Origin of the sequence: Chromobacterium indicum (assembly GCF_039708975.1) — a bacterium.
GTDB lineage: Bacteria > Pseudomonadota > Gammaproteobacteria > Burkholderiales > Chromobacteriaceae > Chromobacterium > Chromobacterium piscinae.
Window position 1 is genome coordinate 1 of record NZ_JAYFSJ010000023.1, and the last position, 26,982, is coordinate 26,982.

Annotated in this window: 29 protein-coding genes; 10 read left to right on the forward strand and 19 right to left on the reverse strand. The window is 62.2% G+C overall.

Features of this window, described 5'->3' with window-relative positions:
- The 8 genes from VA599_RS22690 to leuC all read right to left on the reverse strand — a co-directional run.
- On the reverse strand, positions 1-230 hold a 230-nt coding region (locus VA599_RS22690; protein WP_346790757.1), incomplete at its 3' end, for a DUF6531 domain-containing protein.
- 225 nt (positions 231-455) lie between these two features.
- Positions 456-1,520, reverse strand: a complete 1,065-nt coding sequence (gene leuB, locus VA599_RS22695) for a 3-isopropylmalate dehydrogenase (protein WP_346790758.1) — start codon at positions 1,518-1,520, stop codon at positions 456-458.
- A 10-nt stretch (positions 1,521-1,530) separates the two neighbouring features.
- Positions 1,531-1,830 carry a hypothetical protein gene (locus tag VA599_RS22700; protein WP_346790759.1) on the reverse strand — a complete coding sequence of 100 codons (300 nt, stop codon included), beginning with the start codon at positions 1,828-1,830 and terminating at the stop codon, positions 1,531-1,533.
- A gap of 19 nt (positions 1,831-1,849) precedes the next feature.
- Entirely contained in the window at positions 1,850-2,431 is a 582-nt protein-coding gene (locus VA599_RS22705) for a pyridoxamine 5'-phosphate oxidase family protein (protein ID WP_346790760.1), read from the reverse strand.
- A 49-nt stretch (positions 2,432-2,480) separates the two neighbouring features.
- A complete protein-coding gene (locus tag VA599_RS22710) occupies positions 2,481-2,876 on the reverse strand; it encodes a GFA family protein (RefSeq protein ID WP_346790761.1) in 396 nt (131 codons plus the stop codon).
- Positions 2,877-2,994: 118 nt separating this feature from the next.
- Complete coding sequence (gene leuD, locus VA599_RS22715; RefSeq protein ID WP_104947390.1) at positions 2,995-3,633, reverse strand: 3-isopropylmalate dehydratase small subunit; 639 nt, start codon at positions 3,631-3,633, stop codon at positions 2,995-2,997.
- Positions 3,634-3,662: 29 nt separating this feature from the next.
- Complete coding sequence (locus VA599_RS22720; protein ID WP_021475988.1) at positions 3,663-3,848, reverse strand: hypothetical protein; 186 nt, start codon at positions 3,846-3,848, stop codon at positions 3,663-3,665.
- Between the two features lie 111 nt (positions 3,849-3,959).
- Positions 3,960-5,375 (reverse strand): 3-isopropylmalate dehydratase large subunit, encoded by a 1,416-nt coding sequence (gene leuC / locus VA599_RS22725; RefSeq protein ID WP_346790762.1) that lies wholly within the window; start codon positions 5,373-5,375, stop codon positions 3,960-3,962.
- A gap of 101 nt (positions 5,376-5,476) precedes the next feature.
- Here leuC and VA599_RS22730 point away from each other — a divergent pair, with 101 nt between their 5' ends.
- Positions 5,477-6,250: a helix-turn-helix transcriptional regulator gene (locus VA599_RS22730; RefSeq protein WP_346790763.1), complete on the forward strand. Its 774-nt coding sequence runs from the start codon at positions 5,477-5,479 to the stop codon at positions 6,248-6,250.
- Here VA599_RS22730 and VA599_RS22735 read toward each other — a convergent pair.
- The 3 genes from VA599_RS22735 to VA599_RS22745 all read right to left on the reverse strand — a co-directional run bounded on the left by VA599_RS22735 (position 6,228) and on the right by VA599_RS22745 (position 8,512).
- On the reverse strand, positions 6,228-7,388 hold the full coding sequence (locus VA599_RS22735; protein ID WP_346790764.1) for an MFS transporter: 1,161 nt from the start codon (positions 7,386-7,388) through the stop codon (positions 6,228-6,230). The genes VA599_RS22730 and VA599_RS22735 overlap by 23 nt on opposite strands.
- A gap of 69 nt (positions 7,389-7,457) precedes the next feature.
- Positions 7,458-7,862, reverse strand: a complete 405-nt coding sequence (locus tag VA599_RS22740; protein ID WP_166440744.1) for an RNA-binding S4 domain-containing protein — start codon at positions 7,860-7,862, stop codon at positions 7,458-7,460.
- Positions 7,862-8,512, reverse strand: a complete 651-nt coding sequence (locus VA599_RS22745) for a fumarylacetoacetate hydrolase family protein (RefSeq protein ID WP_231469475.1) — start codon at positions 8,510-8,512, stop codon at positions 7,862-7,864. Before VA599_RS22745 ends, VA599_RS22740 begins: the two co-directional genes overlap by 1 nt.
- Before the next feature lie 329 nt (positions 8,513-8,841).
- Between VA599_RS22745 and VA599_RS22750 the strand changes: the two genes are divergently transcribed.
- Positions 8,842-10,548 (forward strand): PHA/PHB synthase family protein, encoded by a 1,707-nt coding sequence (locus VA599_RS22750; protein ID WP_429838972.1) that lies wholly within the window; start codon positions 8,842-8,844, stop codon positions 10,546-10,548.
- A gap of 69 nt (positions 10,549-10,617) precedes the next feature.
- Positions 10,618-11,796 carry an acetyl-CoA C-acetyltransferase gene (locus VA599_RS22755; protein WP_346790766.1) on the forward strand — a complete coding sequence of 393 codons (1,179 nt, stop codon included), beginning with the start codon at positions 10,618-10,620 and terminating at the stop codon, positions 11,794-11,796.
- A 61-nt stretch (positions 11,797-11,857) separates the two neighbouring features.
- On the opposite strand, the gene VA599_RS22760 is transcribed toward VA599_RS22755, so the two are convergent.
- Positions 11,858-12,229 (reverse strand): DOPA 4,5-dioxygenase family protein, encoded by a 372-nt coding sequence (locus VA599_RS22760; protein WP_346790767.1) that lies wholly within the window; start codon positions 12,227-12,229, stop codon positions 11,858-11,860.
- Positions 12,230-12,950: 721 nt separating this feature from the next.
- Between VA599_RS22760 and VA599_RS22765 the strand changes: the two genes are divergently transcribed.
- On the forward strand, positions 12,951-14,198 hold the full coding sequence (locus tag VA599_RS22765; protein WP_346790768.1) for a PAS domain S-box protein: 1,248 nt from the start codon (positions 12,951-12,953) through the stop codon (positions 14,196-14,198).
- A complete protein-coding gene (locus VA599_RS22770) occupies positions 14,198-17,275 on the forward strand; it encodes a bifunctional diguanylate cyclase/phosphodiesterase (protein ID WP_346790769.1) in 3,078 nt (1,025 codons plus the stop codon). The genes VA599_RS22765 and VA599_RS22770 overlap by 1 nt, the downstream gene beginning before the upstream one ends.
- A gap of 296 nt (positions 17,276-17,571) precedes the next feature.
- On the opposite strand, the gene soxR is transcribed toward VA599_RS22770, so the two are convergent.
- The gene (gene soxR / locus VA599_RS22775) at positions 17,572-18,018 is read right to left on the reverse strand and encodes a redox-sensitive transcriptional activator SoxR (RefSeq protein WP_021475977.1); all 447 of its coding nucleotides are present in this window, start codon (positions 18,016-18,018) and stop codon (positions 17,572-17,574) included.
- A gap of 41 nt (positions 18,019-18,059) precedes the next feature.
- Between soxR and VA599_RS22780 the strand changes: the two genes are divergently transcribed.
- Both VA599_RS22780 and VA599_RS22785 read left to right on the forward strand, forming a co-directional pair.
- Positions 18,060-18,671: a flavodoxin family protein gene (locus VA599_RS22780; protein ID WP_346790770.1), complete on the forward strand. Its 612-nt coding sequence runs from the start codon at positions 18,060-18,062 to the stop codon at positions 18,669-18,671.
- Positions 18,668-19,072: a VOC family protein gene (locus tag VA599_RS22785; protein WP_021475975.1), complete on the forward strand. Its 405-nt coding sequence runs from the start codon at positions 18,668-18,670 to the stop codon at positions 19,070-19,072. The genes VA599_RS22780 and VA599_RS22785 overlap by 4 nt, the downstream gene beginning before the upstream one ends.
- A 129-nt stretch (positions 19,073-19,201) precedes the next feature.
- Here VA599_RS22785 and VA599_RS22790 read toward each other — a convergent pair whose 3' ends face one another.
- Together VA599_RS22790 and VA599_RS22795 are read right to left on the reverse strand one after the other, a co-directional pair.
- Positions 19,202-19,327 carry a hypothetical protein gene (locus tag VA599_RS22790; protein WP_021475974.1) on the reverse strand — a complete coding sequence of 42 codons (126 nt, stop codon included), beginning with the start codon at positions 19,325-19,327 and terminating at the stop codon, positions 19,202-19,204.
- 131 nt (positions 19,328-19,458) lie between these two features.
- Positions 19,459-19,677, reverse strand: a complete 219-nt coding sequence (locus VA599_RS22795) for a hypothetical protein (protein WP_158677669.1) — start codon at positions 19,675-19,677, stop codon at positions 19,459-19,461.
- A gap of 97 nt (positions 19,678-19,774) precedes the next feature.
- On the opposite strand from VA599_RS22795, the gene VA599_RS22800 reads away from it, so the two are divergent.
- Positions 19,775-21,559: an aminopeptidase P family protein gene (locus VA599_RS22800; RefSeq protein ID WP_199776325.1), complete on the forward strand. Its 1,785-nt coding sequence runs from the start codon at positions 19,775-19,777 to the stop codon at positions 21,557-21,559.
- Positions 21,560-21,629: 70 nt separating this feature from the next.
- Positions 21,630-22,523 (forward strand): LysR family transcriptional regulator, encoded by an 894-nt coding sequence (locus VA599_RS22805; protein WP_346790771.1) that lies wholly within the window; start codon positions 21,630-21,632, stop codon positions 22,521-22,523.
- A 172-nt stretch (positions 22,524-22,695) separates the two neighbouring features.
- Here VA599_RS22805 and VA599_RS22810 read toward each other — a convergent pair whose 3' ends face one another.
- A complete protein-coding gene (locus VA599_RS22810; protein WP_346790829.1) occupies positions 22,696-23,325 on the reverse strand; it encodes an ArsR/SmtB family transcription factor in 630 nt (209 codons plus the stop codon).
- Positions 23,326-23,475: 150 nt separating this feature from the next.
- Between VA599_RS22810 and ampH the strand changes: the two genes are divergently transcribed.
- Positions 23,476-24,792, forward strand: coding sequence for a D-alanyl-D-alanine-carboxypeptidase/endopeptidase AmpH (gene ampH / locus VA599_RS22815; RefSeq protein ID WP_346790772.1), 1,317 nt, complete (start codon positions 23,476-23,478; stop codon positions 24,790-24,792).
- Here ampH and VA599_RS22820 read toward each other — a convergent pair.
- The 3 genes from VA599_RS22820 to VA599_RS22830 are packed head-to-tail and all read right to left on the reverse strand — an operon-like array spanning position 24,764 to position 26,982.
- Complete coding sequence (locus tag VA599_RS22820; protein ID WP_031295942.1) at positions 24,764-25,738, reverse strand: polysaccharide deacetylase family protein; 975 nt, start codon at positions 25,736-25,738, stop codon at positions 24,764-24,766. The two genes, ampH and VA599_RS22820, sit on opposite strands and share 29 nt — an antisense overlap.
- Positions 25,739-25,750: 12 nt before the next feature.
- Positions 25,751-26,458: an SDR family oxidoreductase gene (locus tag VA599_RS22825; protein WP_346790775.1), complete on the reverse strand. Its 708-nt coding sequence runs from the start codon at positions 26,456-26,458 to the stop codon at positions 25,751-25,753.
- Positions 26,455-26,982 (reverse strand): ester cyclase, encoded by a 528-nt coding sequence (locus VA599_RS22830; RefSeq protein WP_021475966.1) that lies wholly within the window; start codon positions 26,980-26,982, stop codon positions 26,455-26,457. The genes VA599_RS22825 and VA599_RS22830 overlap by 4 nt, the downstream gene beginning before the upstream one ends.

Consider the following 26,982-nt stretch of genomic DNA (forward strand, 5'->3'; position numbering starts at 1 on the left):
GCGTCGCCGCCCTGGCCCTGGCTGTTGTAGGTGCGGATCAGGCCCAGCGGCAGGCCGCCGGCCAGGAACTCGTCCTGATGCTGCAGGATCAGGTTGCCGTTGCCGGCGTTGACGTAGACTCGCTCGCCGCCGCGGCCGAACGCCGCCGCGCCCAGCTGGCCTGGCGCGCCCAGCGCCGCCAGCGAACCGTTGTGCAAACCCAGCCCCGCGCCTGTCACCACTGCAACCATACCGCCACCCCATCAAAAGTCTGTTATCTCGAACAGCCTTATCCTGAGTTTGCGGCGAAAGTTTAGCCAAAAACGAAAATATTTTATTCGCATTTGAGCAAAAAATTACACTTCAATTTGAAATCAGTACCTTAAAGCGCCAATTGACAATGAACTATCTACATAAAAAATGGCGCGACCCTTAACCGGATCGCGCCACGCGCGTCAATCAGCGGACAAACAGCGTCACATCGCCGCCACCACCGCGTCGCCCATGCCAGAGCAGCTGACTTTCTCGCAGCCGGCTTCGTAGATGTCGGCGGTGCGGTAGCCCTGGGCCAGCACCTTTTTCACCGCGCTCTCGACGCGCAAGGCGGCCGCTTCCTGGCCGAAGCTGTAGCGCAGCATCATTGCGGCGGACAGAATGGTGGCCAGCGGGTTGGCCAGGTTCTGGCCGGCGATGTCCGGCGCGGAGCCGTGGCTGGGCTCGTACAAACCCTTGTTGTTCTGGTCCAGCGATGCCGACGGCAGCATGCCGATGGAACCGGTCAGCATCGAGGCTTCGTCGGACAGGATGTCGCCGAAGATGTTGCCGGTGACCATCACGTCGAATTGCTTGGGGTTGCGCACCAGTTGCATCGCCGCGTTGTCGACGTACATGTGGCTGAGCTCCACTTGCGGATACTCCTTGGCCACCTCGATCATGATCTCCTTCCAGAACTCGGTGGTTTCCAGCACATTGGCCTTGTCCACCGAGCACAGCTTGCGGTTGCGCTTCATGGCGATGCCGAAGGCGACATGGGCGATGCGGCGCACTTCGCTCTCGCTGTAGCGCATGGTGTTGAAGGCTTCGCGCTCGCCCTGGGCATTGACTCCCAACCCGCGCGGCTGGCCGAAGTAGATGTCGCCGGTCAGCTCGCGCACGATCATGATGTCCAGCCCGGCCACCACTTCCGGCTTCAGCGTGGACGCGTTGGCCAGCTCGGGGTACAGGATGGCCGGCCGCAGGTTGGCAAACAGGTTCAGGTCCTTGCGGATGGCCAGCAGGCCACGCTCGGGACGCAGCGGCCGGTCCAGCTTGTCGTAAGCCGGGCCGCCCACCGCGCCCAGCAGCACCGCGTCGGCTTCGCGCGCCAGCTTCTGCGTGGCTTCCGGATACGGCGCGCCGTACTGGTCGTAGGCTGCGCCGCCCAGCGGCGCGTGTTCGGTTTCCATCTTCAAACCGTCGCGGCGCAACACGTCCAGCACGCGCTCCGCCTGGGCGATGATTTCAGGACCGATGCCGTCTCCCGGCAGAATGGCGATCTTCATGAATGCTCCTTTATTTCCGCTTGTCGTCGTCGCCCCGGGTCAGTCTCTCCACCAATACCCGTTCGCAACATTTGAATACGATATAGGCCGCCATCGCGGCGTAGCCGGACAGCAACAGTTCTCCCAACTGGCGCAGCGCGCCGTCCATCGCCGCCTGCCAGCCCACATCCAGCCACAGTCTGAGATTCAGCTGCAGCAGCAAAGCCAGGTTGACGGTGGCGGCGCCGAACAGCAGAAAGCTCAGGCCGAGCAACAGAAAGGCCGCCAGCGGGCGGCGATGCAGCCAGGCCAGCCAGCCGCGGCCGCTCATGGCGATCTCACCCCTGTTTTCATGCCTGCTCCGCCTCGCCCAGCGAGACCATGCCGCTTTTCTCGACGATGCCGGTCGGCAAACCGTCCAGGCTCACGCTGTTCCGGCTTCGCCAGTAGTCGCGGATACCCTGCTCGCCCTTGGCGCGGGCCCACTCGTTCAACTGCTCCCGCTCGCCCAAGTACTGATAGCAAGGCACCGACATGCCACAGGAAGCTTGCACCAGCTCCACGTCCAACAGAAAGATTTGGCGCGCGCCAGGCAGCGGTTCGAACAAGCCATAACAGCTGTCCCAATCGGCATCGCCGGGATGAACCGCGCGAGCTTGGCCATAAAGACGCAGGATCAGCGGTTTGCCCTCAAACGCGCAGAACATCACGGTCATGCGCGGGCTATGCTCGACATGGCAGGCGGTTTCATTGCCGCTGCCGGTGACGTTCAGCCAAGCCACCCGGTCCGGCCCCAGCACCCGCAGCGAGTCCATGCCCTTGGGAGACAGGTTGACATGGCCATCCGGCAGAGCGGTAGCGACGAAAAACAGCTTTTGCCCGGCGATGAACTCACGGTGCGAGTCTTGTAGTTCCTGGTAACGCTGCCCCATGCCGGGCCTCCCTCAACAATGAATTGCCCTCTTGGCGGACAGGTTTGCCCTACGCAAAATGCTCCGCGTTCTCCGGCGCCGCCACCCAGCCATGCTTCCTATCCTCATAAACCGACACGCTGGGCGGAGGAAAACCGGGGTCGGCAAACGCGCCCACCGGTATCGCCACAAACTCTTCCAGCCCTTCCGGTTCGTAGTACACGGTGGCGCCGCAAGTTGGACAGAAATGGAATTTGACGCGGGAGCCTTCGTCGCCCACGCGGACGTAGACGGTGGACTGACCAGCGATGGCGACGTCCTTGCGGTAAAAGCGGGCCTGCTGGCCAAAGACGCTGCCGGTGCGGCGCTGACAGGCAAGGCAGTGGCAGATGGAGACACGTACCGGGTCGCCTGAGACTTGGGCGGTAAGCTGGCCGCAGCTGCATGCGGCAAGGCGGTTGGACATGGGGCGCTCTCTTCCAGTAACGGATGTTGGGTGGAACGGCGCCCTCGCCAGGCACCCTTCGCGTGGGCGCTTGCCCGCGCTCATACCGCAGGCAGGCAAGCGAACCGTTGCGCGCCTGTCAGGAAAACAGCCAGGGCTGCGCCGCGCGGCGTTGCGCCTCGAAAGCCTTGATCTCGTCAGCATGCTGCAAGGTCAGGCCGATTTCGTCCAGGCCGCCCAGCAGGCAGTGCTTGCGATGCTCGGTGATGTCGAACAGGAAAGCTTGTCCTGACGGGGCGAACACCGTCTGCGCCGCCAGATCCACCTTCAGGCTATAGCCCGGCGCCGCCTCGCACTCGCGGAACAACAGGTCCACGATGTCCGCCGCAAGCACGATGGGCAACAGGCCGTTCTTGTAGCAGTTGTTGAAGAAAATATCGGCGAAGCTGGGCGCGATCACCACCCGGAAACCCTGGTCGTCCAACGCCCACGGCGCGTGCTCGCGGCTGGAGCCGCAGCCGAAGTTCTCCCGCGCCAACAGGATCTGCGCGCCCTGGTAGCGCGGCTGGTTCAGCACGAAGTCCGGGTTCAGCGGACGCTGGCTGTTGTCCATGCCCGGCTCGCCGTGATCTAGATAACGCCACTCGTCGAACAGATTGGGGCCAAAACCGGACCGCTTGATCGACTTCAAAAACTGCTTGGGGATGATGGCGTCGGTATCGACGTTTGCCCTGTCCAAAGGACAGACCAGGCCCTGCAAGGTGGTGAATGCTTTCATGCTGCGCTCCTGTTCAGGATGGCGGGGTGTTACTCGGCAGTGCGCTTGATCGCTTCACCGCTCTTCTCCACCGCGTTGCCGATCGCCTGTCCAGCCTTCTGCAGTCCGTGGCCCACCGCCTGCCCGCCTTCCTTGGCGTCGGTCTTGATGCCTTGCACGGTGTTGCAGCCGCCCAGCAGCAGGGCCAGGCTCAGACAAACCATCTCTTTTTTCATGTGATGCGCTCCATTCGGGTAGCGGCCGGGCCGCCGGTCTGACAAAGGGACATTCTAAGCAATCCCGGCATTTTCGTCAGACCTCTGCCCCGAACGGGCTTCCAATTGCGCTCAGTTGGCGGCCAGGCCGCGCACGTCGACGAAATGGCCGGCCACCGCCGCCGCCGCCGCCATCGCCGGACTCACCAGGTGGGTGCGTCCGCCCTGGCCCTGGCGGCCTTCGAAATTGCGGTTGGAGGTGGAGGCGCAACGCTCGCCCGGCAACAGCCGGTCGGCGTTCATCGCCAAGCACATCGAACATCCCGGCTCGCGCCACTCGAAACCAGCGGCGACGAAGATCTTGTCCAGCCCCTCGGCCTCGGCCTGCGCCTTGACTAGGCCCGAACCCGGCACCACCAGCACCTGCTTGACGTTGCCGGCCTTGCTGCGGCCCTTGGCCACCGCGGCGGCTTCGCGCAGGTCTTCGATGCGGCTGTTGGTACAGGAGCCGATGAACACCACGTCCACCGGAATTTCATCGATGGGCGTATCCGCCGCGAGGCCCATGTAAGCCAGCGCGCGCTCGATGCCGGCCCTCTTCACCGGGTCGTTCTCATTGGCGGGGTTCGGCACCTTGCCGCCCACCGCCGTCACCATCTCCGGCGAGGTGCCCCAGGTGACCTGCGGCTGGATGTCGGCGGCCTGCAGGACGACCACTTCGTCGAAATGCGCGCCGTCGTCGGAATGCAGCGTGCGCCAGTGAGCCGCGGCCGCCTCCCATTGTTCGGCCCTGGGCGCGAACGGACGCCCCTTGACGTACTCGATGGTCTTCTCGTCCACTGCCACCAGGCCGGAGCGGGCGCCGCCCTCGATCGCCATATTGCACAGCGTCATGCGGCCTTCCATCGATAACTCGCGAATCGCTTCGCCGCCGAATTCGATCGCGTAGCCGGTGCCGCCAGCGGTGCCGATCTTGCCGATGATCGCCAGCGCCACATCCTTGGCGGTCACTCCGGCTCCCAACTGGCCATCCACCCGCACCAGCATGTTTTTCGATTTTTTGGCCGTCAGGCACTGGGTGGCCATCACGTGCTCCACCTCAGAGGTGCCGATGCCGTGCGCCAGCGCGCCGAAAGCGCCGTGGGTGGAGGTGTGGCTGTCGCCGCACACCACGGTCATGCCGGGCAGCGTGGCGCCCTGCTCCGGGCCCATCACATGGACGATGCCCTGGCCCTTGTCCTTGAACGGGAAATAAGCCAACGCGCCGAAAGCCTTGATATTGGCGTCCAGCGTTTCCACCTGCTGGCGCGAGATCGGGTCCTTGATGCCTTCATCCCAATGGTCGGTCGGCGTGTTGTGGTCGGCGGTGGACACCACTGAGTCGACGCGCCACAGCTTGCGGCCGGCCAGCTTCAGACCTTCGAAAGCCTGCGGGCTGGTCACTTCGTGCACCAAGTGGCGGTCGATGTACAGCAGCGCGGTGCCATCGGCCTCCTGGCGCACCACGTGGCTGTTCCAGAGTTTGTCGTACAAGGTTTGCGCGGTCATGTTGCGGTTCCTCGGGTCATCGTTGACTGCATATTCGAACAGCTTTGATCCTGTTACAAGATAAGCAGTTATACTGGTATAAAAACCAACAGGATAAGACCATGGACACCGCCGCCACGCCATTAGGTGCCTTCCTGCGCGCCCACCGCGAACGACTGACGCCTCAGCAGGCCGGCCTGCCTGCCGGCTTGCGCCGCCGCGCCAAGGGCTTGCGCCGCGAGGAGGTGGCGCAGCTGGCCGGCATCAGCGCCACCTGGCTGACCTGGCTGGAACAGGGCCGCAGCGAATCGGTGTCCGCGCATACGCTGAGCCGCCTGGCCGCCGCGCTGCTGCTGTCCGGCGCGGAAACCGACTACCTGTTCGATCTGGCCGGCTTGAAGAATCCGCAGGAGAAGCGCGCCGACGCCAATCCGCAGGCGCGGGAGATATTGGAGGCGATGTTGCCGCGCATCGACATGCCGGCCTATGTGCTGGACCGCCGCTGGCGGGCGGTGGCCTGGAATGCGGCGGCGGAGGAGTTATTCTGCGACTGGCTGGGCAAGCCCGACGCCAGCCGCAATCAGCTGGACTTCATTTTCCTGATGCCGGAAGCCCGCGGCTTCATCGACAACTGGCCGGAGCGCGCCCGCCGCGTCGTCGCGGAATTGCGGGCCGATTTAGGCCAGCAACTGGATGACGCGGAAACCGCCGGCATGCTGGAGCGGCTGAGGCGCGACAGTCCCGAGTTCGACCGCCTGTGGCAGCAGCAGGATGTGCTGGAACGGGAAGGCGGCGAGCGCGGCTTCCACCACCCCCGGCTCGGGCCGCTTCAGAAACAGCAGATCACGCTGCGGCCCGCCAACGCGCCGGAATTCAAGCTGGTGATGCTGCTCTGAGCTTGCCGGCCGGCCGCAGCCAGCGCAGGCAGACGAACACGCCGATCAGCGCCGCCGTCGCCGACATCGCGAAGGTCGGCATCACGCCGCCATGCGGCCACACCAGCCCGCCTATCAGCCCCCCGCCGCTGCCGCCGACGCCGAAAGACGCGACGATGTACAAACCCTGCGCGCGGCCGTGGTGTTGCTCGGCGAACATGCGATTGATCAAGCCAATGGCCGACGCGTGGTGCAAGGCGTAAGTGAGCGCGTGCAAGGCCTGGGCAAAAGCGGCCACCGCCGGCGAGGCCAGGCAGGTGGCGATCAGGCCGAAGCGCAGCACCGCCGCCAACAAGGACGCCTGCATCAACGCTTCCAGCCCGAAGCGGCGCATGATGCGCGGCATCAGCATGAACACCCCCACCTCGAACACCACGCCCAGCGCCCACAGCACGCCGACGGCGGCCTTGTCGTAGCCGAAAGCCTTCAGGCCCAGAGAATAAAAGGTGTAATACGGTCCATGGGCGAAGGCTTGCAGAAAGCAGCAGGCGAACAAGGCCATCACCGCCGGCTTCTTCAGCGTGTCCCAGATCGGCCCGGCTGGCTTCGGCTTGCCCTGCGGCACCACCTCCGGCACCTTGAACGCGGCCAGCGCCACGCCGATCAACAGCGCCGAGACGATCCACGGCGTCGCCGCGATGCCCAGCCAGTCCAGCAGGTAGCCGCCGCTCATCGCCAGGCAGACGAAGCCTATCGACCCCCATACCCGCACCCGGCTGTAGCGTCCGGGATTGTCGCGTGTCAGGTAGGCGGTGCTGGCCTCCACCAGCGGCAGCGCCGCCGCCCAGAAGAAATGCGACACCGCCAAACTGACGAAAATCCACCAGAAGCCCTTATGCAGACCGACCAGGCAAAAGCTGGCGGCGGACAGGATGGAGGTGGTGACGATGATGTTGCGGCGGCGGCCGCTCTTGTCGGCCAGCCAGCCCCAGAAGCCCGGCGCGACGATCCGCGCCAGCGTGGACAGCGCCATCAGCACCGAGATCTGCCAGGCGCTGAACGACAGCGACTGCAGATACAGGCCCCAGAACGGACTGAACATGCCCTGAAAGGTGAAGTAGGTGAAATAGAACGAAGCGAACGGCCACAACGACTGCATTGTCATCTTTCTGAAGGTTCGATGCCGGGCGCCATCCGGCGCCGGGCCGGACCGATGCCGCGATGGCGGCTAAAACGACGATTTGAAGCGGGATATCTCGCGCCGGGCCTTCTTGGTGGGCCGGCCGTCGCCATGCGGGAAGCTGGCGTGCTCGGCCTTCAGCAACAGCGACCGCTCCTCGCGGGCGGCGATGGACGCCTCGTCCTCGCGGTACATCAGCACCGCCTCCTTGGCCGGGCGGCGCTGGGTAGAGAGCTGCAGCACCTCCACGTTGTATTCCAGCTGATTCAAGCGCAGGAACAGCCTGTCGCCCTCCTTCACCACGCGCGAGGCCTTGACCCGATCGCCGTTGACCAGCACCCGGCCCAGCTCCAGCGCCTCATGCGCCAGTTGGCGCGTCTTGAAGAAACGCGCCGCCCACAACCACTTGTCGAGACGAACCTTGTCGTCGTCCCGTTCATCCTGCCTTGCCATCATTCCACCTTCCAATGCGCCGACACCTGCCCGTGCAGGCTGAGGTCCAGTTGATCGCCGGACACGATGCGCGCCACGCCTTCCGGCGTGCCGGTGAAAATAAGGTCGCCGTCGGACAGGCCGTAAAGCCTGGACAGATAACTGATCTGTTCGGCCAGCGTGAGCAGCATCAGGCTGGCGTCGCCGCTCTGGCGCAGCTGGCCATTGACCCGCAATTCGAACTTCAATTGCTGCGGATCCGCTACTCGGGCGGCCGGCACCAGCGTGGACACGCAGGCCGCGCCGCGGAAGCCCTTGGCCTTGGTCCATGGATGGCCTTTGCGCTTGGCCTCCGCCTGCGCATCGCGCGCGGTCAGGTCCAGGCCGATGCCGTAACCCGCTACATGGCTCAGCGCCGCGTCCGGCGGAATATCGTTCCCGCCCTTGCCTATCAACGCCACCAGCTCGCACTCGTGATGGACGTCGTCGGAATAGGCCGGCAGACAAATGGGCGAGGACTCGTCCAGCAGCGCCGAGGTCGGCTTCAAAAACACCAGCGGCTCGTCTTCCACCTTGTTGCCCAGCTCGGCGGCGTGCGCGGCGTAATTGCGGCCGATGCAGAAAATATTGCCGACGCGGATGGCATGTAAGCCAAGTTTTACACTCGACATTGCAATTCCCCCTGGATTTCGAAGTCGATTATCCCACAAGCGATGTCAAACCCATACCGCGAAACGCTTTGTGTTTTATGACGCTTTGTGCATCGCAGCAACAAACTGCGGCCAATGCCAGCCTTATGGCGGATTTCGCCGCCGGACGGCGTGAAAATGTCATGCAACCCTGTTAAAGTCGCAGGGACATCCGCTTGACCATGCAGTCCAGACATTCAGACAGGCTTCGACAACGATTTGCACGTTTCAGGAGATTCATCTTGTCCCAGAATAGTACCGCCGCGCTGGAAGGTTTCTTCACCAGCCTCTCCGAGGCCAACCAGCAATGGATGCAGCAGTTCGTCAATTCACTGTCGCCGGCCTATGCCCCCGACGCCGAAACCCATCCGTTCTCCGGCGCCTGGTCCCAGCTGATGAACCAGACCAATCAGCTGTTCGCCCTGCAGTCCTCGCTATACCAGCAGCAGATCAACCTGTGGTCGCAGTTCCTCGGCCAGACTGCCGGCCAGCAAGCGCCGGCCGAGCCGGGCGCCAAGCCCGCCGACCGCCGCTTCGCGTCGCCGGAGTGGAACGAGCACCCGTTCTACAACTTCCTCAAGCAGAGCTATCTGCAAACTTCCAAATGGATGATGGAGCTGGTGGACAAGACCCAGCTCGACGAGGACGCCAAGGACAAGCTGGCCTTCGCTACCCGCCAGTATCTGGACGCGATGTCGCCCAGCAATTTCATGCTGACCAACCCGGACGTGGTCAAACGCGCGATCGAGACCAAGGGCGAAAGCCTGGTCGAAGGCATGAAGAACATGCTGGACGACATCCAGAAGGGCCACATCTCGATGTCGGATGAAAGCAAGTTCGAGATCGGCAAAAACCTGGTGGTCACGCCCGGCCAGGTGGTGTTCCGCAACGAGCTGATCGAACTGATCCAGTACACCCCCACCACCGACAAGGTGTACGAGAAGCCGTTGCTGTTCATTCCACCCTGCATCAACAAGTACTACCTGATGGACCTGCAGCCAGACAACTCCATGGTGCGCCACTTCGTCGCCCAGGGTTACCGCGTGTTCCTGATCAGCTGGCGCTCGGCCGTGTCCGAGATGAGGCACTTCACCTGGGAAACCTATATCGAGAAAGGCGTGTTCGAGGCGGCGGAAGCGGTGCAGAAGATCACCAAGCAGCCGACGATGAACGTACTCGGCTTCTGTGTGGGCGGCGTCATCCTTACCACCGCGCTGTGCGTGGCCCAGGCCAAGGGGCTGAAATACTTCGACTCCGCCACCTTCATGACCTCGCTGATCGACCACGCCGAGCCGGGCGAGATCTCGTTCTTCATCGACGAAAACGTGATCGCCGGCCGCGAAGCCAAGATGGCCGCCGGCGGCATCATCAGCGGCAAGGAGATCGGCCGCACCTTCGCCAGCCTGCGCGCCAACGATCTGGTATGGAACTACGTGGTCAACAACTATCTGCTGGGCAAGACTCCGGCGCCGTTCGACCTCCTGTTCTGGAACAACGACGCGGTGGACCTGCCGCTGCCGATGCACACCTTCCTGCTGCGCCAGTTCTACATGAACAACGCGCTGGTGCGCCCGGGCGCGATCACCCTGTGCGGCGTGCCGATCGACATTTCCAAGATCGACGTGCCGGTCTACATGTTCGCCGCGCGCGACGACCACATCGTGCTGTGGAGCTCAGCCTTCTCCGGCCTGAAATACCTGGGCGGCGCGCCTAGCCGCCGCTTCGTGCTGGGAGCGTCCGGCCATATCGCCGGCTCCATCAACCCAGTCACCAAGGACAAGCGCAACTACTGGGCCAACGACAAGCTGCCGCTGCACGCCGAGGAATGGCTGGAAGGCGCCGAAAGCCGCCCCGGCAGCTGGTGGAAGGACTGGGACGCCTGGCTGGCGCCGCAGTCCGGCAAGCAGGTGGCCGCGCCCAAGAGCCTGGGCAACAAGGACTTGCCGCCGCTGCAGGCGGCGCCCGGCGAATACGTGCTGGCCAAAGCCATGCCCGCCGTCGCCGCCAGCCTGCAATAACCCCATTCAAACGCCCCTCAGGGCGGCATGGCCCGCCGCCGCGCGGGCCGCAAGCAAAAGGAGAAAGACATGGAAGTAGCGATCGTAGCCGCGCAACGCACCGCAATCGGCAGTTTCGGCGGCGGATTGGCCAAAATCCCGGCGCCGGAACTGGGCGCCACCGTGATCAAGGCGCTGCTGGAACAGACCGGCGTCAAGCCGGAAGACGTGAGCGAAGTGATCCTGGGCCAGGTGCTCACCGCCGGCAGCGGCCAGAACCCGGCGCGCCAGGCGCTGATCAAGGCCGGCCTGCCGGTCACCACGCCAGCCACCACGCTGAACGTGGTCTGCGGCTCCGGCCTGCGCGCCGTGCATCTGGCGGCCCAGGCCATCCTGGCCGGCGACGCCGACATCGTCATCGCCGGCGGCCAGGAAAGCATGTCTCTATCCCCGCACATTCTGCCGGGATCGCGCGACGGCTTCCGCATGGGCAATGCCCAACTGGTGGACACCATGGTCAACGACGGCCTGACCGACGCCTACAACGCCTACCACATGGGCATCACCGCCGAGAACGTGGCCGCCAAATACGGCATCGGCCGCGAGGAGCAGGACGCGTTCTCCCTGCAATCGCAGCAGCGCGCCGCCGCCGCCCAGAAGGCCGGCAAGTTCAAGGACGAGATCGTCCCGGTTCTGGTGCCGCAGCGCAAGGGCGACCCGCTGGCCTTCGACGCCGACGAGTTCATCAAGCATGACGCCAGCGCCGAAGGCCTGGCCAAGCTGCGCGCGGCCTTCAAGAAAGACGGCACCGTCACCGCCGGCAACGCCTCCGGCATCAATGACGGCGCCGCCGCGGTGTTGCTGATGTCCACCCAGAAGGCCGATCAGTTGGGCCTGAAGCCGTTGGCCATCATCAAGGGCTACGCGCTGACCGGCTGCGAGCCGGAAATCATGGGCATCGGCCCGGTGTCCGCCACCCGCAAGACGCTCGCCAAAGCCGGCTGGAAAGTGGAAGACCTGGATCTGGTGGAAGCCAACGAAGCCTTCGCCGCCCAGGCGCTGGGCGTGGCCAAGGAGCTGGGCTGGGGGTCGGACAAGGTCAACGTCAACGGCGGCGCGATCGCGCTGGGCCACCCGATCGGCGCGTCCGGTTGCCGCGTGCTGGTGACGCTGCTGCACGAAATGCAGCGCCGCGGCGCTAAGAAGGGCCTGGCCACGCTGTGCATCGGCGGCGGCATGGGCGTGGCGCTGGCGGTCGAACGCCCCTAAGCGTCTCCCTCCGCGCAAACAAAAACCGCCGGCTCTTTTGCCGGCGGTTTTTCTTATCCGCTCACCTGCCGCCGCCATCCCTGCGCCGCCCCCGTTCGCGCAGATAGGCGATGTCCAAATCCAGCGGCTGTCCCAGCCACATCGCGAAATCGCTGTGATCCTCGACATCGTCGCCGCTGAGCGGATGCACCAGAATATCCAGCTCGCCGCGGTTCAACATCAGCCACGGCACCAGTTCGCCGAACTGCGCGGCACCGAACGCCAGCTGGTACGCCCCGCAAGGATGCGGTCCGTACGCCTGGTCGCGCCACCGTCCAACCCTGACATCGAAGCGCTGCTGCACCGCCTCCCTGAGCCAGCTTGCGCGCGTCTTGCTGTTTTCGTCGAAATACACATGGGCGTGGTAGCCCGTCACTGTTATCGCCTGTTGCATGCTTATTCTCCCTTGCGGATGCTGCCCAATGCCCTACGTGCGAACTGATCCATCCTCGCAAGCCATGACAGCGACGAGGATAGAGGCTCTGGGCTTCCATGCTATTGTACTGCCGCTTGACCGTTCAGCGGGCCGCAAACGAGGCTAGGGCATCCAGCCCATCGAGGCATGAAGGCCCATCAGCTTGTCGCCATCTCTCCAGGCAGCAATGATCCGTCGCGAGATCTGGCGAGCAGGGCCTCGGACAACCATTTCTTGGGGCGAGCGCTTTCAGTTTCCAGGCCTCAGGCGCGCTGGAACTCGATGACATTTCGGCACGCCGAGCACGGCGCGCTTGAGAAAGCCGATGACCTGCCCCTCAGCGGATCCGCTCATTTTCATATCCGCCATTCTCCTACAGCAACGGGCCTCTCTCTACTTTTGATTGGCATGGACATGCGCCAAGGAGAGCAGATCGCAACATCGCCTATTTGACAATAGGTCCTTTACGCTATTCCAAGGCTTGCTTATTAACAGGCACACAAATGTGCAGGGCCTATCAGCACTCAGTACAACCCTATCAAGTCAGGTTGGTTTAACTACTGGAATTTTCCTAGATTAAAAAAGAATAGCGCCGCTTGAACTGAAGGCTGCCGCCTCAAGCAAGCGCTATCGCTTGGCATATCAGCAAAGCCAACACCACCTATAAGGTTTTCAAGCGGGGACTGGGAGGGAGGGACGCATGCTTGCGGGCAACCGGCATCATATAACAACAATAACTTTGACTTATATTCTTGTTGCGCTTGCCTGGCTTGTCATTCCGGACATCCTGTTCAATGGGCAAGCAGGTGAGCTTGTATTTGGCGGGCTCGCATGGGATATATTCTTTATTTTCGTGTCAGCTAGCTTGTTGTACTTTTCTCTGCTCAGAGTGCACCCCAATAATTTTGCCAGGCTCCTCCACTATGAAAAGCTATCGAGTTGGGCATGTGCCCACCCTCACCGTTTGGTGCTCTCCATCATCACAATTTACACCCTGCTAGCTCTTCTTTGGCTGGTCATTCCAGACTGGCTGCTTGACAGTCAAGGAGTGGGCATATGGATAGCCAGTGGCAAAGATGCATTATTTACTTTCGTAACGGCGACGCTTTTATTTTGGAGTCTACGCTCCCTTCGTGAAGAAAAATCAGCCGCGCCGATTTCGTTTATATTGCCTAGTGACAAATGGAAAAGTTATATTTTTTCCATCATCGGCTCCATCTTGGTTGTAATGGTTCGCATCAATATTCCTCCAGAGTTCACCCAACGCCCACTATTAATACTATTTCTGATTCCAATTGGTCTAAGCGCCATTCTTGGTGGCCTGGGACCTGGTTTACTTGCAACAGCAATTTCGACAGGAAGCATAGCACTGCTTTTTTCTATGTCAGCGGGTAGCGTCAGCTATCTAGGAATTGATTTGTTACAAACTAGCCTGCTAGTGCTCAATGGTGTTGTGCTGAGCATGCTGGGGGAGCATCAGTCTCACGCTCGCTCACGCTTAGTCGCATCATTACGCGCATTAGAGGCCAAATCTGCTGAATTGCGACAAAGTGAAGAGCGCTTTCGCACCATTTTTGAAGGTAGTCCAGTTGCAATGGGGCTATCACGCAAGGAAGATGGTCGGCTGATCGAAATCAATCAAGCTTTCAGACAATTATTTCATGTTGATATGCATCAAGCTATTGGACGCACCACTCAGGATCTAGCAATCTGGTTCAATCCAGATGATAGAACGAGGCTGATAGCCGAAATGCAGAATTGCCAACGCATAAGCGGAGCCCCCGTTCAGTTGCGAAAAGTTAATGGCGAGACTTTCCATGCTCTTCTCTCATGGCAGTTGATCCAGTTTGGCGGAGATGTCTATATCCATGGAGCAGTATTGGATGTCAGCAAGGAGCACGCATACAAGAATCATTACGCCGCAGTGAACATGAATTTCGTCTACTAATGGACGCCATCACGGATTACGCCTTCTTCCTGCTTGATCCGAACGGGATGGTAAAAAGCTGGAGCATCGGCTCCCAAGGCATTAAAGGCTACTCTGCCGATGAAATCATCGGCCGATCTTTTACTTGTTTCTATACCAAGGAAGACCAAGATGCAGGCATTCCAGATTCATTATTAACTCACGCAACAGAAAATGGCCGAGCGGAGCATGAGGGTTGGCGTATTCGACGCGATGGCAGCCGTTTCTGCGCTAAAGCGGTTGTATATTCCATTCGAGATGAGGCTGGTTTGCTCGTAGGTTTTGCCAAAGTCACTCAGGACCTGACTACACATAAAGCAGCTGAACAAGAATTGCGAGACAGCGAAAAGCGCTACGCCAGCATTGTCAACTCCGCAATGGATGGCATCATTACAATTGACGCTGTACAGGATATTACGTTTTTCAATCCGGCGGCTGAAATCATGTTTGGTAGAAAAGCTTGTGATACTGTTGGGCAACCTTTGGATATCCTCTTGCCTCCAGCTTTTCGCACTGCACATATCCAACGTGTCAAAGCTTTCAATCAGAGCACCGTAACCAGTCGTCGCACAGGGAGCCAGGATGGAAAAATTCTAGGCATCAGAGCGGATGGTTCTGTCTTTCCCGTGGAGACATCATTTTCCAAGCTAGAATTGGATGGCAAGCGTTTTATTACGGTAGTCATACGAGATATCAGCGACAGAGTGCAAGCTCGTACCGAATTGGAAACGCATTTGCAGCATTTGGAGCCACTGAATGAGCTAGGAAGGGTAATTTTAGCTGCTCAAACGCCACATCAGGTGGCACAACTAGGCTTACGTTACCTGCGTAAACTTGTACCATTCTGGGGCGCGACAGCCATGATTATCGATTGGGAAGAGCATCAGGCGCAAGTATTGGCCATGGAGCGCGCGCCAGGCTCAAGCTATAACCCAGGACAACGACTATCCCTTTTCAGCTATGGCTTGGATGACTTAAGGCACTTAGAAAAAGGAGAGGTTTGCCGAGTGGATGAGCTTGGCTCGATACCCAAACGATCAACTATCCTGGAACGCCTATATCAACAAGGCATGCAGTCTTACATCCGGATTCCGTTTCTGGCCGAAGGCAAATTATTGGGCGTCATGAACCTCGCGTCAAAAGAACCGGGCGCTTTCACCGCGATACAGCAAGATCTTGCGGAAGGTTATGCACGTCAACTAGCCATTGCCTTGCAGCAATCATTGCTACGTCAGCATATAGAACATCTAAGCAGGGTATATGAGGTATTAAGCCGCATAAATGCCTTGATTGTACGCTGCCATAGCCGCAATGAGCTTTTTGACGATGCCTGCCGCATCGCCGTAGAAGTAGGTGCGTATCAGATGGCGTGGCTTGGCATTATTGACCCTTCCAGCCAAGAAGCACACGTTGCCGCCTATTACGGCAAGAATGATGGCACCCCTCAACAGATTAATTTCAGTACTGGGGAAGATACTATCATTCGAGATGACGCAGTTTATCGTGCCGTGCAATCTGCGAAAATGGTAGTTTGCAATGATGTGCAGTCTACGACAATCTCCTCCCAGTCCGACACAAGCCTTTCCATCCATCCTCCCCAGGCCGCAGCTTATTTACCGATTATCGTAAATGGCGAGACAACCGCGATTCTGGCTCTATATGCAAGAGAGGTTGGGGTATTCGATAAACAAGAAACCGCACTTCTGCAAGAACTATCAGATGACATCGCTTTCGCGCTCGACCATATCTTAAAAGAAGAAAAACTGGATTACCTTTCTTATTATGATAGCCTAACAGGCCTTGCCAATCGCTCCCTGCTTAGTGAGCGTTTGACGTTGAAAACGATAGACGCAGAACGTGAAGTCAGCAAGCTAGCAGTCGCACTCCTGGATATTGAGCATTTCAGAACCATCAATGATGTATTTGGCCGTCGGGTTGGAGATCACCTTCTTCATGAATTGGCCTCCAGTCTGACGGAACATCTAGGCGATGCCAATCTGTTAGCCAGATATGGCTCAGATCAATTCGTAATGATGCTGCCTGACACACAAAATGAAGAGGAGGTTGCTCGACGAATTGACTACTTGCAGCAAAACTGCCTAGGAGGCACATTTGCCGTTATTGACGATATCGAGCTGAGGCTTTCCGCCAAGTTTGGGGTTGCCATGTACCCAGACGATGGACTGGACTCCAATACCTTGCTGGAGCGTGCTGAGTCGGCGCTGAACCGTTCAAAAGCAGAAGCGAAACCATTTTTATTTTATCGCCAGGAAATGACTGAGCGCGCGCTTGTCTCGCTGGCCTTGGCAGCCAAACTGCGGCAGGCCATCGAACGTGAGCAGTTCGTACTTCACTATCAACCCAAGTACAATGCTCGTACTCACCGTTTGGTAAGTGTGGAAGCCTTGATCCGCTGGGAAAGCCCAGACTTCGGGCTCGTTCCGCCGGCCGAATTTGTCCCAATCCTGGAAGAGCTTGGTTTGATAGGTCAAGTTGGCATCTGGGTATTGCAGAGGGCTGTCGAAGATTTTCATGAATGGAAGAGCGCAGGCCTGCACACTCCACGCATTGCGGTTAATGTCTCCCCGTGGCAACTCAAACAAACTGATTTTATTTCAACACTGTCATCCATACTGCAGCGCTACCCAAGTGAAAATGGCATCGATCTTGAAATTACTGAAACCCAGATTATGGAAAATATCGACAACAGCATTGAAACACTGCATCAATTACGGAAATTTGATCTCGCCATTGCTATCGATGATTTTGGCACAGGCTATTCCTCTCTTGCCTACCTGGCAAAGCTACCAGTACAGGCGCTGAAAATCGACCGCGCCTTTATTAGCTCCATGCTGGATCAAAGCGAAACCATGACGCTGGTTGAGATGATCATTTCCATGGCGCACGCCATGAGTCTTGAAGTCATTGCCGAGGGGGTAGAGAACCAGGAGCAAGCTGAAGTTTTAAATAATTTGGGCTGCGATGTGCTTCAGGGTTTTTGGCTGAGTCCGCCGCTTTCCAAGGTCGAATTAACAAAAAAATTACAGCTCGCGCACTAAGCGCTGCCGACGCCCCTCTCCCACCATATTGAATAGCACCTGACTTTAGCGTCCAGCTCGCCACAATATGGCGAGCGGGCATGAAGAAGCAACTCACCGAAGAACAGATCCTCCGGATTTCTGCGCCAAGCGGAAACAGGCATGCCCTCTGCCGAGCCATGCTGATCGCCAACCGCTAGTGGTTTGACCCGCGAACCCGCCGGCGACGAGCTGCTGGGCGGCGCCTTCGGTCGCAGTACGCGAGGCCTGCTGATTTGGACCTGCTCGATTTGCCCAAGTCAACACGGCGACACGGCTCACGCTTTCTTATCCAGCAAAAAGCGCGGCCCGCTGCCCTTTTCCCCCGCCTCATCGTCAGGGTTGTACAGCTTGCAGCGCTCCAGCGACAGGCAGCCGCAACCGATGCAGCTGTCCAGCTGGTCGCGCAGCCGGCACAGCGCGTCTATCCGCGCCTGCAGCAACGGGCGCCAGGCCTGCGAGATCTTGGCCCAGTCGTCGGCCGTCGGCGTGCGCTGCGACGGCAGCTCAGCCAGCGCCGCGCCAATGTCCTGCAGGCTCATGCCCATCGCCTGGGCCACCCGGATGAACGACACCCGGCGTATCGCATCGCGGCGATAGCGCCGGGTCTTGCCCGCCTCGCCCACGCTATGGATCAGCCCTCTCGCCTCATAAAAACGCAAGGCGCTGGCCGCCACGCCGGTGCGTTTGGCCAATCGGCCTATGGTGATGGCGCTGTCTTCCATATTCGCATTGACTTAAAGTTAACTTTAACTTTGATACTAGCATGGCAATCATTCATTACGCGAACGACATGAGCCATATCCAGATCGTCTATTATTCCAGCGGCGACAGCACCCACCAGCTGGCCGAGGCCATCCAGGAAGGCGCGGCCGAATACGGCCACGCCCGCCTGCTGCGCATCCTGCCACAACATATCCAGCACGGCCGCTACCCCATCCAGGCCTTTGTCGACGAGCTGCAGGACGCCAGCGCCATTATTTTCGGCAGCCCCACCTTCATGGGCGGGCCCGCCGCGCAGTTCAAGGCCTTCGCCGACGCCAGCAGCGCCAACTGGTGCCGCCAGGCCTGGGCAGACAAGATCGCCGCCGGCTTCACCATAGGCGGCAACCTGAACGGCGACCAGCAATGCACGCTGGCCTACTTCTCCACGCTGGCCGCCCAGCACGGCATGCTGTGGTGCGGGCTGGACATCGCCGCCGGCTACAGCCCTGAGGGGCTCAACCGTCTGGGTTGTCAGCTGGGCGCCACCGCGCACAGCCCGGATGGCAAGCTGCACCCATCCGATCTGGCCACCGCCCGCCACCTGGGGCGCCGCGTCGCCGGACTGGCCAACCGCATGCGCGCCGCCGCGCTCAAAAAGGAGCAACAGACATGACACCCGACATCCATGGCATAGACCACATCCACGTCTACACGCGCGACCGCGCCGCCGCCGAAGCCTGGTACCGCCGCGTGCTGGGCCTCATCCGCGTGCCCGAGCTGGAATCCTGGAGCCCCGGTCGCGGGCCGCTGACCGTCGCCAATGCGGCCGGCACGCTCAAGCTGGCGCTGTTCGAGCGGCCCGAAGTCGTTCCGGGGGCCGTGATCGCGCTGGGCGTGGACGCCGACGGCTTCCTGCTATGGAGCGCCCATCTGCGGAAAGAGCTGGGCACGCAGCCGGAAGCGGTGGACCACGAGCTTTCTTGGTCGATGTATTTCCTCGATCCGGACGGCAACGGCTACGAAATCACCAGCTACGATTACGCGGCCCTGAAGATCCGGCTGGCGCAAGACTGAAGGCCCAATGAAAAACCTCCCGCAGCGCCATGCTCGGGAGGCTTGTCCTCTTGTCCGGCCAAGCGGCCGGAAATATCCGCCCATGCCGGGCGGTCGGGTTCGGCGATGGCGCCGCTCAGGCGCGGCCGCCTAGTGAGGAACGATGACGGGGGCTTCCGGCGCATGCTTCTTCTGATGCTTGGCGGCCCGTTTCTCCTTCGGCGTCATCAACGGCTGTTTCTTCGACTCTTTGCTGGTGTGTCTGGATTTGCTCATGATTCGCTCCTGATTTAGTCGAGCGTCGGCATGACCGACACCGGCCTCAGTATAGTAAGAATCGACAGGAATGCCGGAAACGCAACAAAAATGCGCGCAACATCTTGCCTTGCATCAAATAACTTGCCAAATCAATAAATGCCATTATCATTCATATTCACGCCAAACAAAGCTCTTGCCAAGCCAAGAGCGGCGACAAAACGACAAAGGAATCCATGATGAAGCATTTTCTGTCCACGCTCGTCCAGCTTTGCAACGTAGCAGGCCGCCCTGGCCACCGCCGCGTCAAGCACCGCTGAACCCCGCTCGGTTCCACAGCCGCCGCGCCGGCGGATGAGCATGCCAGCCATGAGCCGCGCTCATCCACTTGCGCGGCGTTTCCTTTGCTTACAGAATGCATGCAACCACCCTCCCGGAGCCGGCATGAACACTGTAGCAACCCCGCAATTGGACACCATTCCGCAACGCATCGCCTCGCTGCGCGCCGCGATGAAGAACGCCGGCGTCGACGCCTGTCTGGTGCCCTCGTCCGATCCGCATATTTCCGAATACCTGCCCAAGCGTTGGCAGGCGCGCCAATGGCTGTCCGGCTTCACCGGATCGATGGGCACACTGATCGTCAGCGCCGACTTCGCCGGCGTCTGGGCCGACGGCCGCTACTGGGTCCAGGCCGAACAGGAACTGGCCGGCACCGGCGTTCAATTGATGAAAATCGACACCGCCGCCAGCAGCTTGCACCTGCAATGGCTGGCGGACACGCTGAAGCCTGGCCAGACGCTGGCGGTGGACGGCGATGTACTGGGCCTGGCCGCGGCCAAGGCGCTGCAAGCCGCGCTGGAGCCGAGCGGCGTCGCCCTGCGCACCGACATCGACCTGATCGACGCGATCTACCCCGGCCGCCCGGCGCTGCCCGCCGCCGCCGTCTACCAGCATGACGCCGCCTACGCGCCGGAAAGCCGCGCCGCCAAACTGGCCCGCGTGCGCGAAGCGATGCGCGCGGCCGGCGCCGAGCGCCACTTCATCTCCACGCTGGACGACATCGCCTGGCTGTTCAATCTGCGCGGCGCCGACGTCAGCTACAACCCCGTATTCATCGCCCACGCGCTGGTCGAGGCCGGCTCGGCCACGCTGTTCGTCGCGCCGGGCAAGATAGACGCCGCCCTCGACGCCCAGTTGGCCGCCGATGGCGTCCGGGTGAGCGATTACGCCGAAGCCAAGCCTGCTCTGTCCGCGTTGCCCGGCGGCGCGCTGCTGATCGATCCCCGCCGCGTCACGCTGGGCCTGCGCCAGGCAGTGGCGGACGGCGTCAAGGTGATCGAGGCGATCAACCCCAGCACCCTGATGAAATCGCGCAAGAGCGCGGCCGAAGCCGAACACGTGCGCCGCGCGATGGAGCAGGACGGCGCGGCGCTGGCCGAGTTCTTCGCCTGGTTCGAAGCCAACGTCAACCAGGCCCGCATCACCGAACTGACGATAGACGAAGAAATCACCGCCGCCCGCGCGCGCCGCCCGGGCTTCGTCTCGCCCAGCTTCGGCACCATCGCCGGCTTCAACGCCAACGGCGCGCTGCCGCACTATCACGCCACCCCGGAAGCGCACAGCGAGATCAAGGGCGATGGCCTGCTGCTGATCGATTCCGGCGGCCAGTATCTGGGCGGCACCACCGACATCACCCGCGTGCTGGCTGTCGGCAGCCCTTCCGCGGAGCAAAAGCGCGATTTCACGCTGGTGCTGAAAGGCACGATGGCGCTGTCGATGGCCCATTTCCCGCGCGGCACGCTGTCGCCGATGCTGGACGCGCTGGCGCGCGCGCCGCTGTGGCAGCACGACATCGACTTCGGCCACGGCACCGGCCACGGCGTCGGCTATTTCCTCAACGTGCATGAAGGCCCGCAGAGCATCTCGCGCGCGGTTCCGGAACCGCACATGGCGATGCAGGAAGGCATGATCACCTCGATCGAGCCGGGCGTGTACCGCGCCGGCCAGTGGGGCGTGCGCATCGAAAATCTGGTGCTGAACGTGGCGTCGGAGCAGAACCAGTTCGGCGACTTCCTGAAATTCGAGACGCTTACGCTGTGCCCGATCGACCGCCGCTGCATCGACCACTCCCTGCTGACCCGGCCGGAGATCGCCTGGCTGAACGGCTATCACGCCGAAGTGCGCGCGCGGCTGCTGCCGCTGGTGAACGGCGCGGCGCGCGACTGGCTGCTGGCCAACACCGAAACGCTGTAAACTGCGGCGACACCCGTCGACAGGCCATGCCCCGCGGCATGGCCTGTTTCGTTTTTGCAAGGAAAGATAGATGCCGTTCGACCGCCTGGCCGACCTGCGCCTGTTCCAGGACGCCTCCCAGCTTGGCAGTTTCTCCGCCGCCGGCCGCAAGCACGGCCTGTCCCCCGCGGCCGCCAGCGCCTGCATCCAGCGCATGGAAGCCGCGCTGGGCGCCCGCCTGTTCCAGCGCACCACCCGCCGGCTGCGGCTGACCGAAGCCGGCGAAACCTATCTAACCTACTGCCGGCAAGCGCTGGAGCTGCTGGAGGAAGGCGAGCACCGGCTGCAGCAGGAGCAGCGGGAACTAAGCGGCGTGATCCGCCTGTCCGCGCCGTCCGACCTGGGTCGCAATCAGTTGCTGGGCTGCCTGGACCGCTTCGGCGCCGAACACCCCGCCGTGCATTTCTCGCTGTCGCTCAGCGACACGCCGGCCGACCTGATCGGCGACGACATAGACCTCGCCATCCGCTATGGCCAGCCCGCGGACAGCAGCCTGGTGGCGCGGCAGCTGGCCGCCAGCCGCCGCGTGGTCTGCGCCGCGCCGGCGCTGCTGGAAAGACTGGGACAGCCCAGCCACCCGCAGGATCTGGCCGCGCTCCCCACCCTGACGCTGATGACCGGCCACGGGCCGATGAACGAATGGCGCTATCGCGACATGGGGGAGGCCAGAACGCTGCGGCTGGAGCGCACGCGCCAGAGCAACGACGGCGAGGTGCTGCGCCGCTGGGCGGTACAGGGCCTCGGCTTCGCCTATAAGTCGCAGTTGGACATCGCCGCCGATCTCGCCGCCGGCCGGCTGGCGACAGTGCTGGACGACTACTTCACCGAGCCCGCGCCGCTTCATCTGCTCTACCCCGGCCATCGCCTGCAGCCGGCGCGGATACGGCGGCTGGTCGACTTCCTGTTGGCGGAATTCTCACGATAAGGCCAAGTTACGGGCATGAGGCCGTCGCGCCGCACGCGCTTGTAAAGCAAATGTCAGGCCAGCGCGCCGGGCCGCAATCACGCGACGCGCAATCTAGCCGATATCGCCGAACGCGGCCCCAAGGCTGATAGGTTGCGAACCCATAGCAACCCCGGCCGGCCGCCGAGCGCGCCTAACCGCGCTCCACGGCCAAGCCCGCGGCCTTCCAGTCCGGATAACCATCCATCAGCCGTCGCGCCGGCCGCCCGGCAGCCCGCAGCATCTCCACCGCCTGCGCCGACAGCGCGCAATACGGCCCGCGGCAGTAGGCGACGATCTCCAGCGCCGGCGGAAGCTCGGCCAATCCGCGCTCCAGTTGCTCCAGCGGCAGGCTCATGGCGCCGGGCAGATGGCCCTGGAGATACTCCTCTCTCGGACGCACATCCAGCAGCAGCACATCGCCATCGCGCAGTCGCGCCAATAAAGCCTCGCGTGTCATGCCCTCAGCGCCGCCGGCCAGGCCTGCGGCCAGCCGTCCCAATTCCGCCCGCCGGTGCTCCACGCATTGACGCAGCGCCGCCAGCAACGGGATCACCGGTCCCTCGCCCAGCCGATAGCGCACATGCTTGCCATCCCGGCGCGACAACACGAAGCCGGCGCGCTTGAGTTGCTGCAGATGCTGCGAGGCATTGGCCACGCTCAAGCCCGCCTGCTCGGCCAGAGCCTCCACGCTCCACTCGCCCTGCGCCGCCAGGCTTCGCAGCCTGTCCGCGCACGCGGCGTTCGGCCTGGGCTTGCATCTCGCGGCGCAGCCTTTGGCGATCTTGCGTTTTTGACGCCGAAAAAATCGCTCCGCGACCTCCGGTTAGCAGGTATTAGCAATCTTTCCGTACCGTTCGGGCCAAAGCGGCAATACAATGCAGCGCAAAGATTCATCGGCGCCGTCCGCGCCCAACAGCAACACGGAACAATAATGAGAATTATCCCCCTGCTAAGCCTCGGCCTGCCTCTGTTTTCCACCCTGGCCCAGGCCGCCGCGCAACCCGCCGAATCCCCGATAGACCGTTACGGCCAGCAGATTTTCAAGAACAGCAGGGCCATCGGCATGACCATGGTGGTCATCGACAAGAATCAAACCCAGATGCGCTTCTACGGCGAAACCCGGTCCGGCAGCCGCCAGACGCCGGATGCGGACTCGCTGCTCCGCATCGCCAGCATCAGCAAGGCCATGACCGGCGAAGTGTTGAGCGCGCTGACGCTGGACAAAAAAGTGAAGCTGGACGACCCGCTGCAGAAATACGCGCCGGCCGGCGTAGCGCTGCCGCCGGCGGGACAATCGATCACCCTGCTCAACCTCGCTACCCACACCAGCGGCGTGCCGCGCGAAATGCCGGGCGAAAAGCCCAAGGACACGCCGGTTTTCGTCTGGCCCAATGTCCAGCAACGCTGGAGCTGGCTGTCCGGCACCAAGAACAAGCTTGCGCCAGGACAGCGCGCCCAATACTCCAACCTGGGCTTCGATCTGCTGGCCGACGCGCTGTCGCGCGCCTCCGGCAAGCCCTATCCGGTTCTGTTCCGGGAAAAAATCACTGTCCCGCTGGGCATGAAGGACACCACCTTCAGCCCCAGTCCCGCCCAGTGCGCGCGGCTGATGGAAGGCTACGGCGCCAGCCCCTGCGTGGACACCACGGCGGCGATAGGCAGCGGCGGGATTTATTCCACTCCCCGCGACATGCAGCGCTGGCTGCAGGAGCTGCTCCGCCCGCAGAACGAGGCCCGCCGCCAGCTGCGCGACCAGACGCTGCGCATGCATTTGCAGCGGGCCGACCTGAGCAGCCTGCGCGGCATGGACGTAGCCGGCCAGGCGGACCAGCTGGGCCTGGCGTGGATACGGATGGAGCCCAGCCCCAACTCGCCGGAAATCATCCAGAAAACAGCGGGCGGCGGCGGCTTCCTCGGCTACGCGGCGCTGGCGCCGCACAACGACGTGGCGGTATGGGTGGGCCTCACCCGCAGCGGCGGCACCCGCTACCAACACCTGAGCAACGGCGTGAACAAGCTGGTGGCCGAGCTGAGCGGCTACAAGCCGGTTGCCGCGCCGATGCCCAAGCCCACGCTGGCGAAACCCAAGGCCGCCCGCGGCAAGGCGGCGATCGCCCAGGCGGCTCCGGCCAAGCCGCGCGCGAAAAAGGCCGCGCGGAAAGCCGCCGGCCCCAAGGCTGCCGTCGCGAAGAACGGCGCCAAGAAGAAAACCCACTTGGTCAAGACGTCGGCACACCGGGCGCAGTAAGCGCGAAGCGGGCGATTTCGTCCTTGCGCATGAAGCGCACGCCGGGATGCCCCTGCGCGTAGCGGATGAAGGCCTCCAGCGCCTTCACCCGCGCCGGCGTGCCGGAGATGCGGTCATGAGTGCTGATCGACATCATCCGGCGCCGATGGCCGGCCTCTTGGTACAGCAGGTCGAACTCGGCTTTCAGATCGGCCAGATAGCCGTCAACAGTCAGCGCCGGCGAGTCATAACGGACGATGTCGTTGTTGCGCAGCGTGTACGGCACCACCATGAACGGCTTGCCGTTCACCGGCACCGTGAACGGCTCGTCGCGGCTGATGTCGTCGATGTGGTAGACGAAGCCCAGCTCTTGCAGGATTCCCAGCGTGTTGGGCGTGCCGCGCAGCCAGAAGGCGTTGAAGCCGATCGGCCGCGTGCCGGTGGCGCGCTCGATGCTGGCGATGCTGGCCAGGTAGCCCGCGCGCTCCTGCGCCGGCGTCATCGAGTACTGCGGCTCCCAGGTCTGGCCGTGGCCGGCCGCCTCGTGGCCGCGCTCGACGATTTCCCGCGCCAGATGCGGATTGCGGTCAACCGCCTGCCCCACCATGTGCGAGGTCACTTTCACGCCGGTGCGGTCCCACAGGTCCAGCATGCGCGGGATGCCTTCCTTCACGCCGTAGTCGTACCAGGTCTGCATCGGCAGATCCGGATACTTCGGATCCAGCGGCGGAAACGGCCCGCCGGCGCCGCGCTCCGGCTGCGCGCCAGCCTCGAACTGCATGGAGATGGAAATCACCAGCCGGGTGTCTTCCGGCCAGAATCCGGTTTGCTCATGCTTGCTTTGCGTCATTTTTCCTGCCCTTCCCGTTGCCGCCCAGGCCTGCCCTTGCCCCATGGCCAGGCTCGCGCCTCCGGCCGTGGCGCTGGCCAGAAACTGGCGGCGGTTGATTGCTAGCGTTCTCTTCATCGCATCCTCCGGCTACAGCAAACCGCCGCCATCCACATCCAGCACCGCGCCGGTGAGAAAGACGTTGCCCATCGCGAACAGATAGGCCTGAGCCAGATCCTGCGGCCTGCCCACCCTGCCCAGCGGCAGGCCGGACGCGATCCGCGCCATCGCCGCCCCGCGCCCTTCCGCGCCGGCTTCGCCCCACAGCTCGGTGTCCACCACGCCGGGACTCACCGCGTTGACCCGGCGCGGAGCCAGCTCCTTGGCCAGATTCCTGGCCGCCGCCTCCAGCGCCGCGTTGACCGTGCTCTTGAGCAGGCCGCCGGCGCCGTATTTGCGCGACAGCAGGCCTGACGTGAAAGTGATGGAGGCATCCGCGGCCAGATAGGGCAAAGCCTGCTGCGCCGCCAGAAGATTGCCGAACAACTTCACCTCGAAGGTCTGGCTCAGATCGTCGCTCGTCATGTCCTCCAACCTCGGCGAGCCGACCCGCGCGCCGGCGGTCAGAATCAGATGGTCGATGCGGCCGATGCCGGCGAAGGCGTTGCGCAGGCTGTGCAGATCGGTGACATCGGCCCGCAGGCTCTGCCAGGGGCCCGGCTGGGCGACGGAACGGCCCAGCACGTAAACCTGGGCACCGGCGTCAGCCGCGGCCTGCGCCACAGCCCGCCCGATGCCGGAGGTGCCGCCCAGCACCGCCACCGTTTTTTGCCGCAGAAAATCCGTGGCCGCGCTCATGGCTTCAGCGCTCCCAATTGCTTCAACAGGGTCAGGTTGTCTTCCAGATGCCAGTTTTCGGCGATGCGGCCGTTTTTTACCCGGTAAAGGTCGAAAGCCTGGAAATCCACTGCCTGGCCTGCGCCCTGGACATCGCCGAACTTGCCGCTGAAATGGCCGGTGAAATGCAGGCGCAGCGCCACCCGGTCGGCGGCCAGCACCATATCGGTGACTTCCACCTTCAGATCAGGCACCGCGGCGCGGAAGGTTTGCGAAGCCTGCAACGGCCCGGCCGTACCCTGGCGCCGCCCCTCGGGCAGCGTGCGGTCAAGAAAGTCCGGGTCCAGCGCCAGCTCGGCGTAGCGCGGATCGCCGGTATTCCAGAAGGCGGCGTAACGCAAGGCCGCCAGTTTCACCGCGGCGGCATTTCCGCCGTTGCGTTCGGAAAACACCCGCGCCGGTTGCGGCAACGCATCGGCGGCCATCGCGGCGCAGGAAACGAACGCCAGCAGGCTGGCGCTTATCAGATTGGGAAGACGGTTCAT

Bases quoted from the DNA above. Each gene is read 5' to 3' on its own strand.
- leuB (WP_346790758.1), bottom strand. From the start codon at position 1,520: ATGAAGATCGCCATTCTGCCGGGAGACGGCATCGGTCCTGAAATCATC.
- VA599_RS22700 (WP_346790759.1), bottom strand. From the start codon at position 1,830: ATGAGCGGCCGCGGCTGGCTGGCCTGGCTGCATCGCCGCCCGCTGGCG.
- VA599_RS22705 (WP_346790760.1), bottom strand. From the start codon at position 2,431: ATGGGGCAGCGTTACCAGGAACTACAAGACTCGCACCGTGAGTTCATC.
- VA599_RS22710 (WP_346790761.1), bottom strand. From the start codon at position 2,876: ATGTCCAACCGCCTTGCCGCATGCAGCTGCGGCCAGCTTACCGCCCAA.
- leuD (WP_104947390.1), bottom strand. From the start codon at position 3,633: ATGAAAGCATTCACCACCTTGCAGGGCCTGGTCTGTCCTTTGGACAGG.
- VA599_RS22720 (WP_021475988.1), bottom strand. From the start codon at position 3,848: ATGAAAAAAGAGATGGTTTGTCTGAGCCTGGCCCTGCTGCTGGGCGGC.
- leuC (WP_346790762.1), bottom strand. From the start codon at position 5,375: ATGACCGCGCAAACCTTGTACGACAAACTCTGGAACAGCCACGTGGTG.
- VA599_RS22730 (WP_346790763.1), top strand. From the start codon at position 5,477: ATGGACACCGCCGCCACGCCATTAGGTGCCTTCCTGCGCGCCCACCGC.
- VA599_RS22735 (WP_346790764.1), bottom strand. From the start codon at position 7,388: ATGCAGTCGTTGTGGCCGTTCGCTTCGTTCTATTTCACCTACTTCACC.
- VA599_RS22740 (WP_166440744.1), bottom strand. From the start codon at position 7,862: ATGGCAAGGCAGGATGAACGGGACGACGACAAGGTTCGTCTCGACAAG.
- VA599_RS22745 (WP_231469475.1), bottom strand. From the start codon at position 8,512: ATGTCGAGTGTAAAACTTGGCTTACATGCCATCCGCGTCGGCAATATT.
- VA599_RS22750 (WP_429838972.1), top strand. From the start codon at position 8,842: ATGCAGCAGTTCGTCAATTCACTGTCGCCGGCCTATGCCCCCGACGCC.
- VA599_RS22755 (WP_346790766.1), top strand. From the start codon at position 10,618: ATGGAAGTAGCGATCGTAGCCGCGCAACGCACCGCAATCGGCAGTTTC.
- VA599_RS22760 (WP_346790767.1), bottom strand. From the start codon at position 12,229: ATGCAACAGGCGATAACAGTGACGGGCTACCACGCCCATGTGTATTTC.
- VA599_RS22765 (WP_346790768.1), top strand. From the start codon at position 12,951: ATGCTTGCGGGCAACCGGCATCATATAACAACAATAACTTTGACTTAT.
- VA599_RS22770 (WP_346790769.1), top strand. From the start codon at position 14,198: ATGGACGCCATCACGGATTACGCCTTCTTCCTGCTTGATCCGAACGGG.
- soxR (WP_021475977.1), bottom strand. From the start codon at position 18,018: ATGGAAGACAGCGCCATCACCATAGGCCGATTGGCCAAACGCACCGGC.
- VA599_RS22780 (WP_346790770.1), top strand. From the start codon at position 18,060: ATGGCAATCATTCATTACGCGAACGACATGAGCCATATCCAGATCGTC.
- VA599_RS22785 (WP_021475975.1), top strand. From the start codon at position 18,668: ATGACACCCGACATCCATGGCATAGACCACATCCACGTCTACACGCGC.
- VA599_RS22790 (WP_021475974.1), bottom strand. From the start codon at position 19,327: ATGAGCAAATCCAGACACACCAGCAAAGAGTCGAAGAAACAGCCGTTG.
- VA599_RS22795 (WP_158677669.1), bottom strand. From the start codon at position 19,677: ATGGCTGGCATGCTCATCCGCCGGCGCGGCGGCTGTGGAACCGAGCGG.
- VA599_RS22805 (WP_346790771.1), top strand. From the start codon at position 21,630: ATGCCGTTCGACCGCCTGGCCGACCTGCGCCTGTTCCAGGACGCCTCC.
- ampH (WP_346790772.1), top strand. From the start codon at position 23,476: ATGAGAATTATCCCCCTGCTAAGCCTCGGCCTGCCTCTGTTTTCCACC.
- VA599_RS22820 (WP_031295942.1), bottom strand. From the start codon at position 25,738: ATGAAGAGAACGCTAGCAATCAACCGCCGCCAGTTTCTGGCCAGCGCC.
- VA599_RS22825 (WP_346790775.1), bottom strand. From the start codon at position 26,458: ATGAGCGCGGCCACGGATTTTCTGCGGCAAAAAACGGTGGCGGTGCTG.
- VA599_RS22830 (WP_021475966.1), bottom strand. From the start codon at position 26,982: ATGAACCGTCTTCCCAATCTGATAAGCGCCAGCCTGCTGGCGTTCGTT.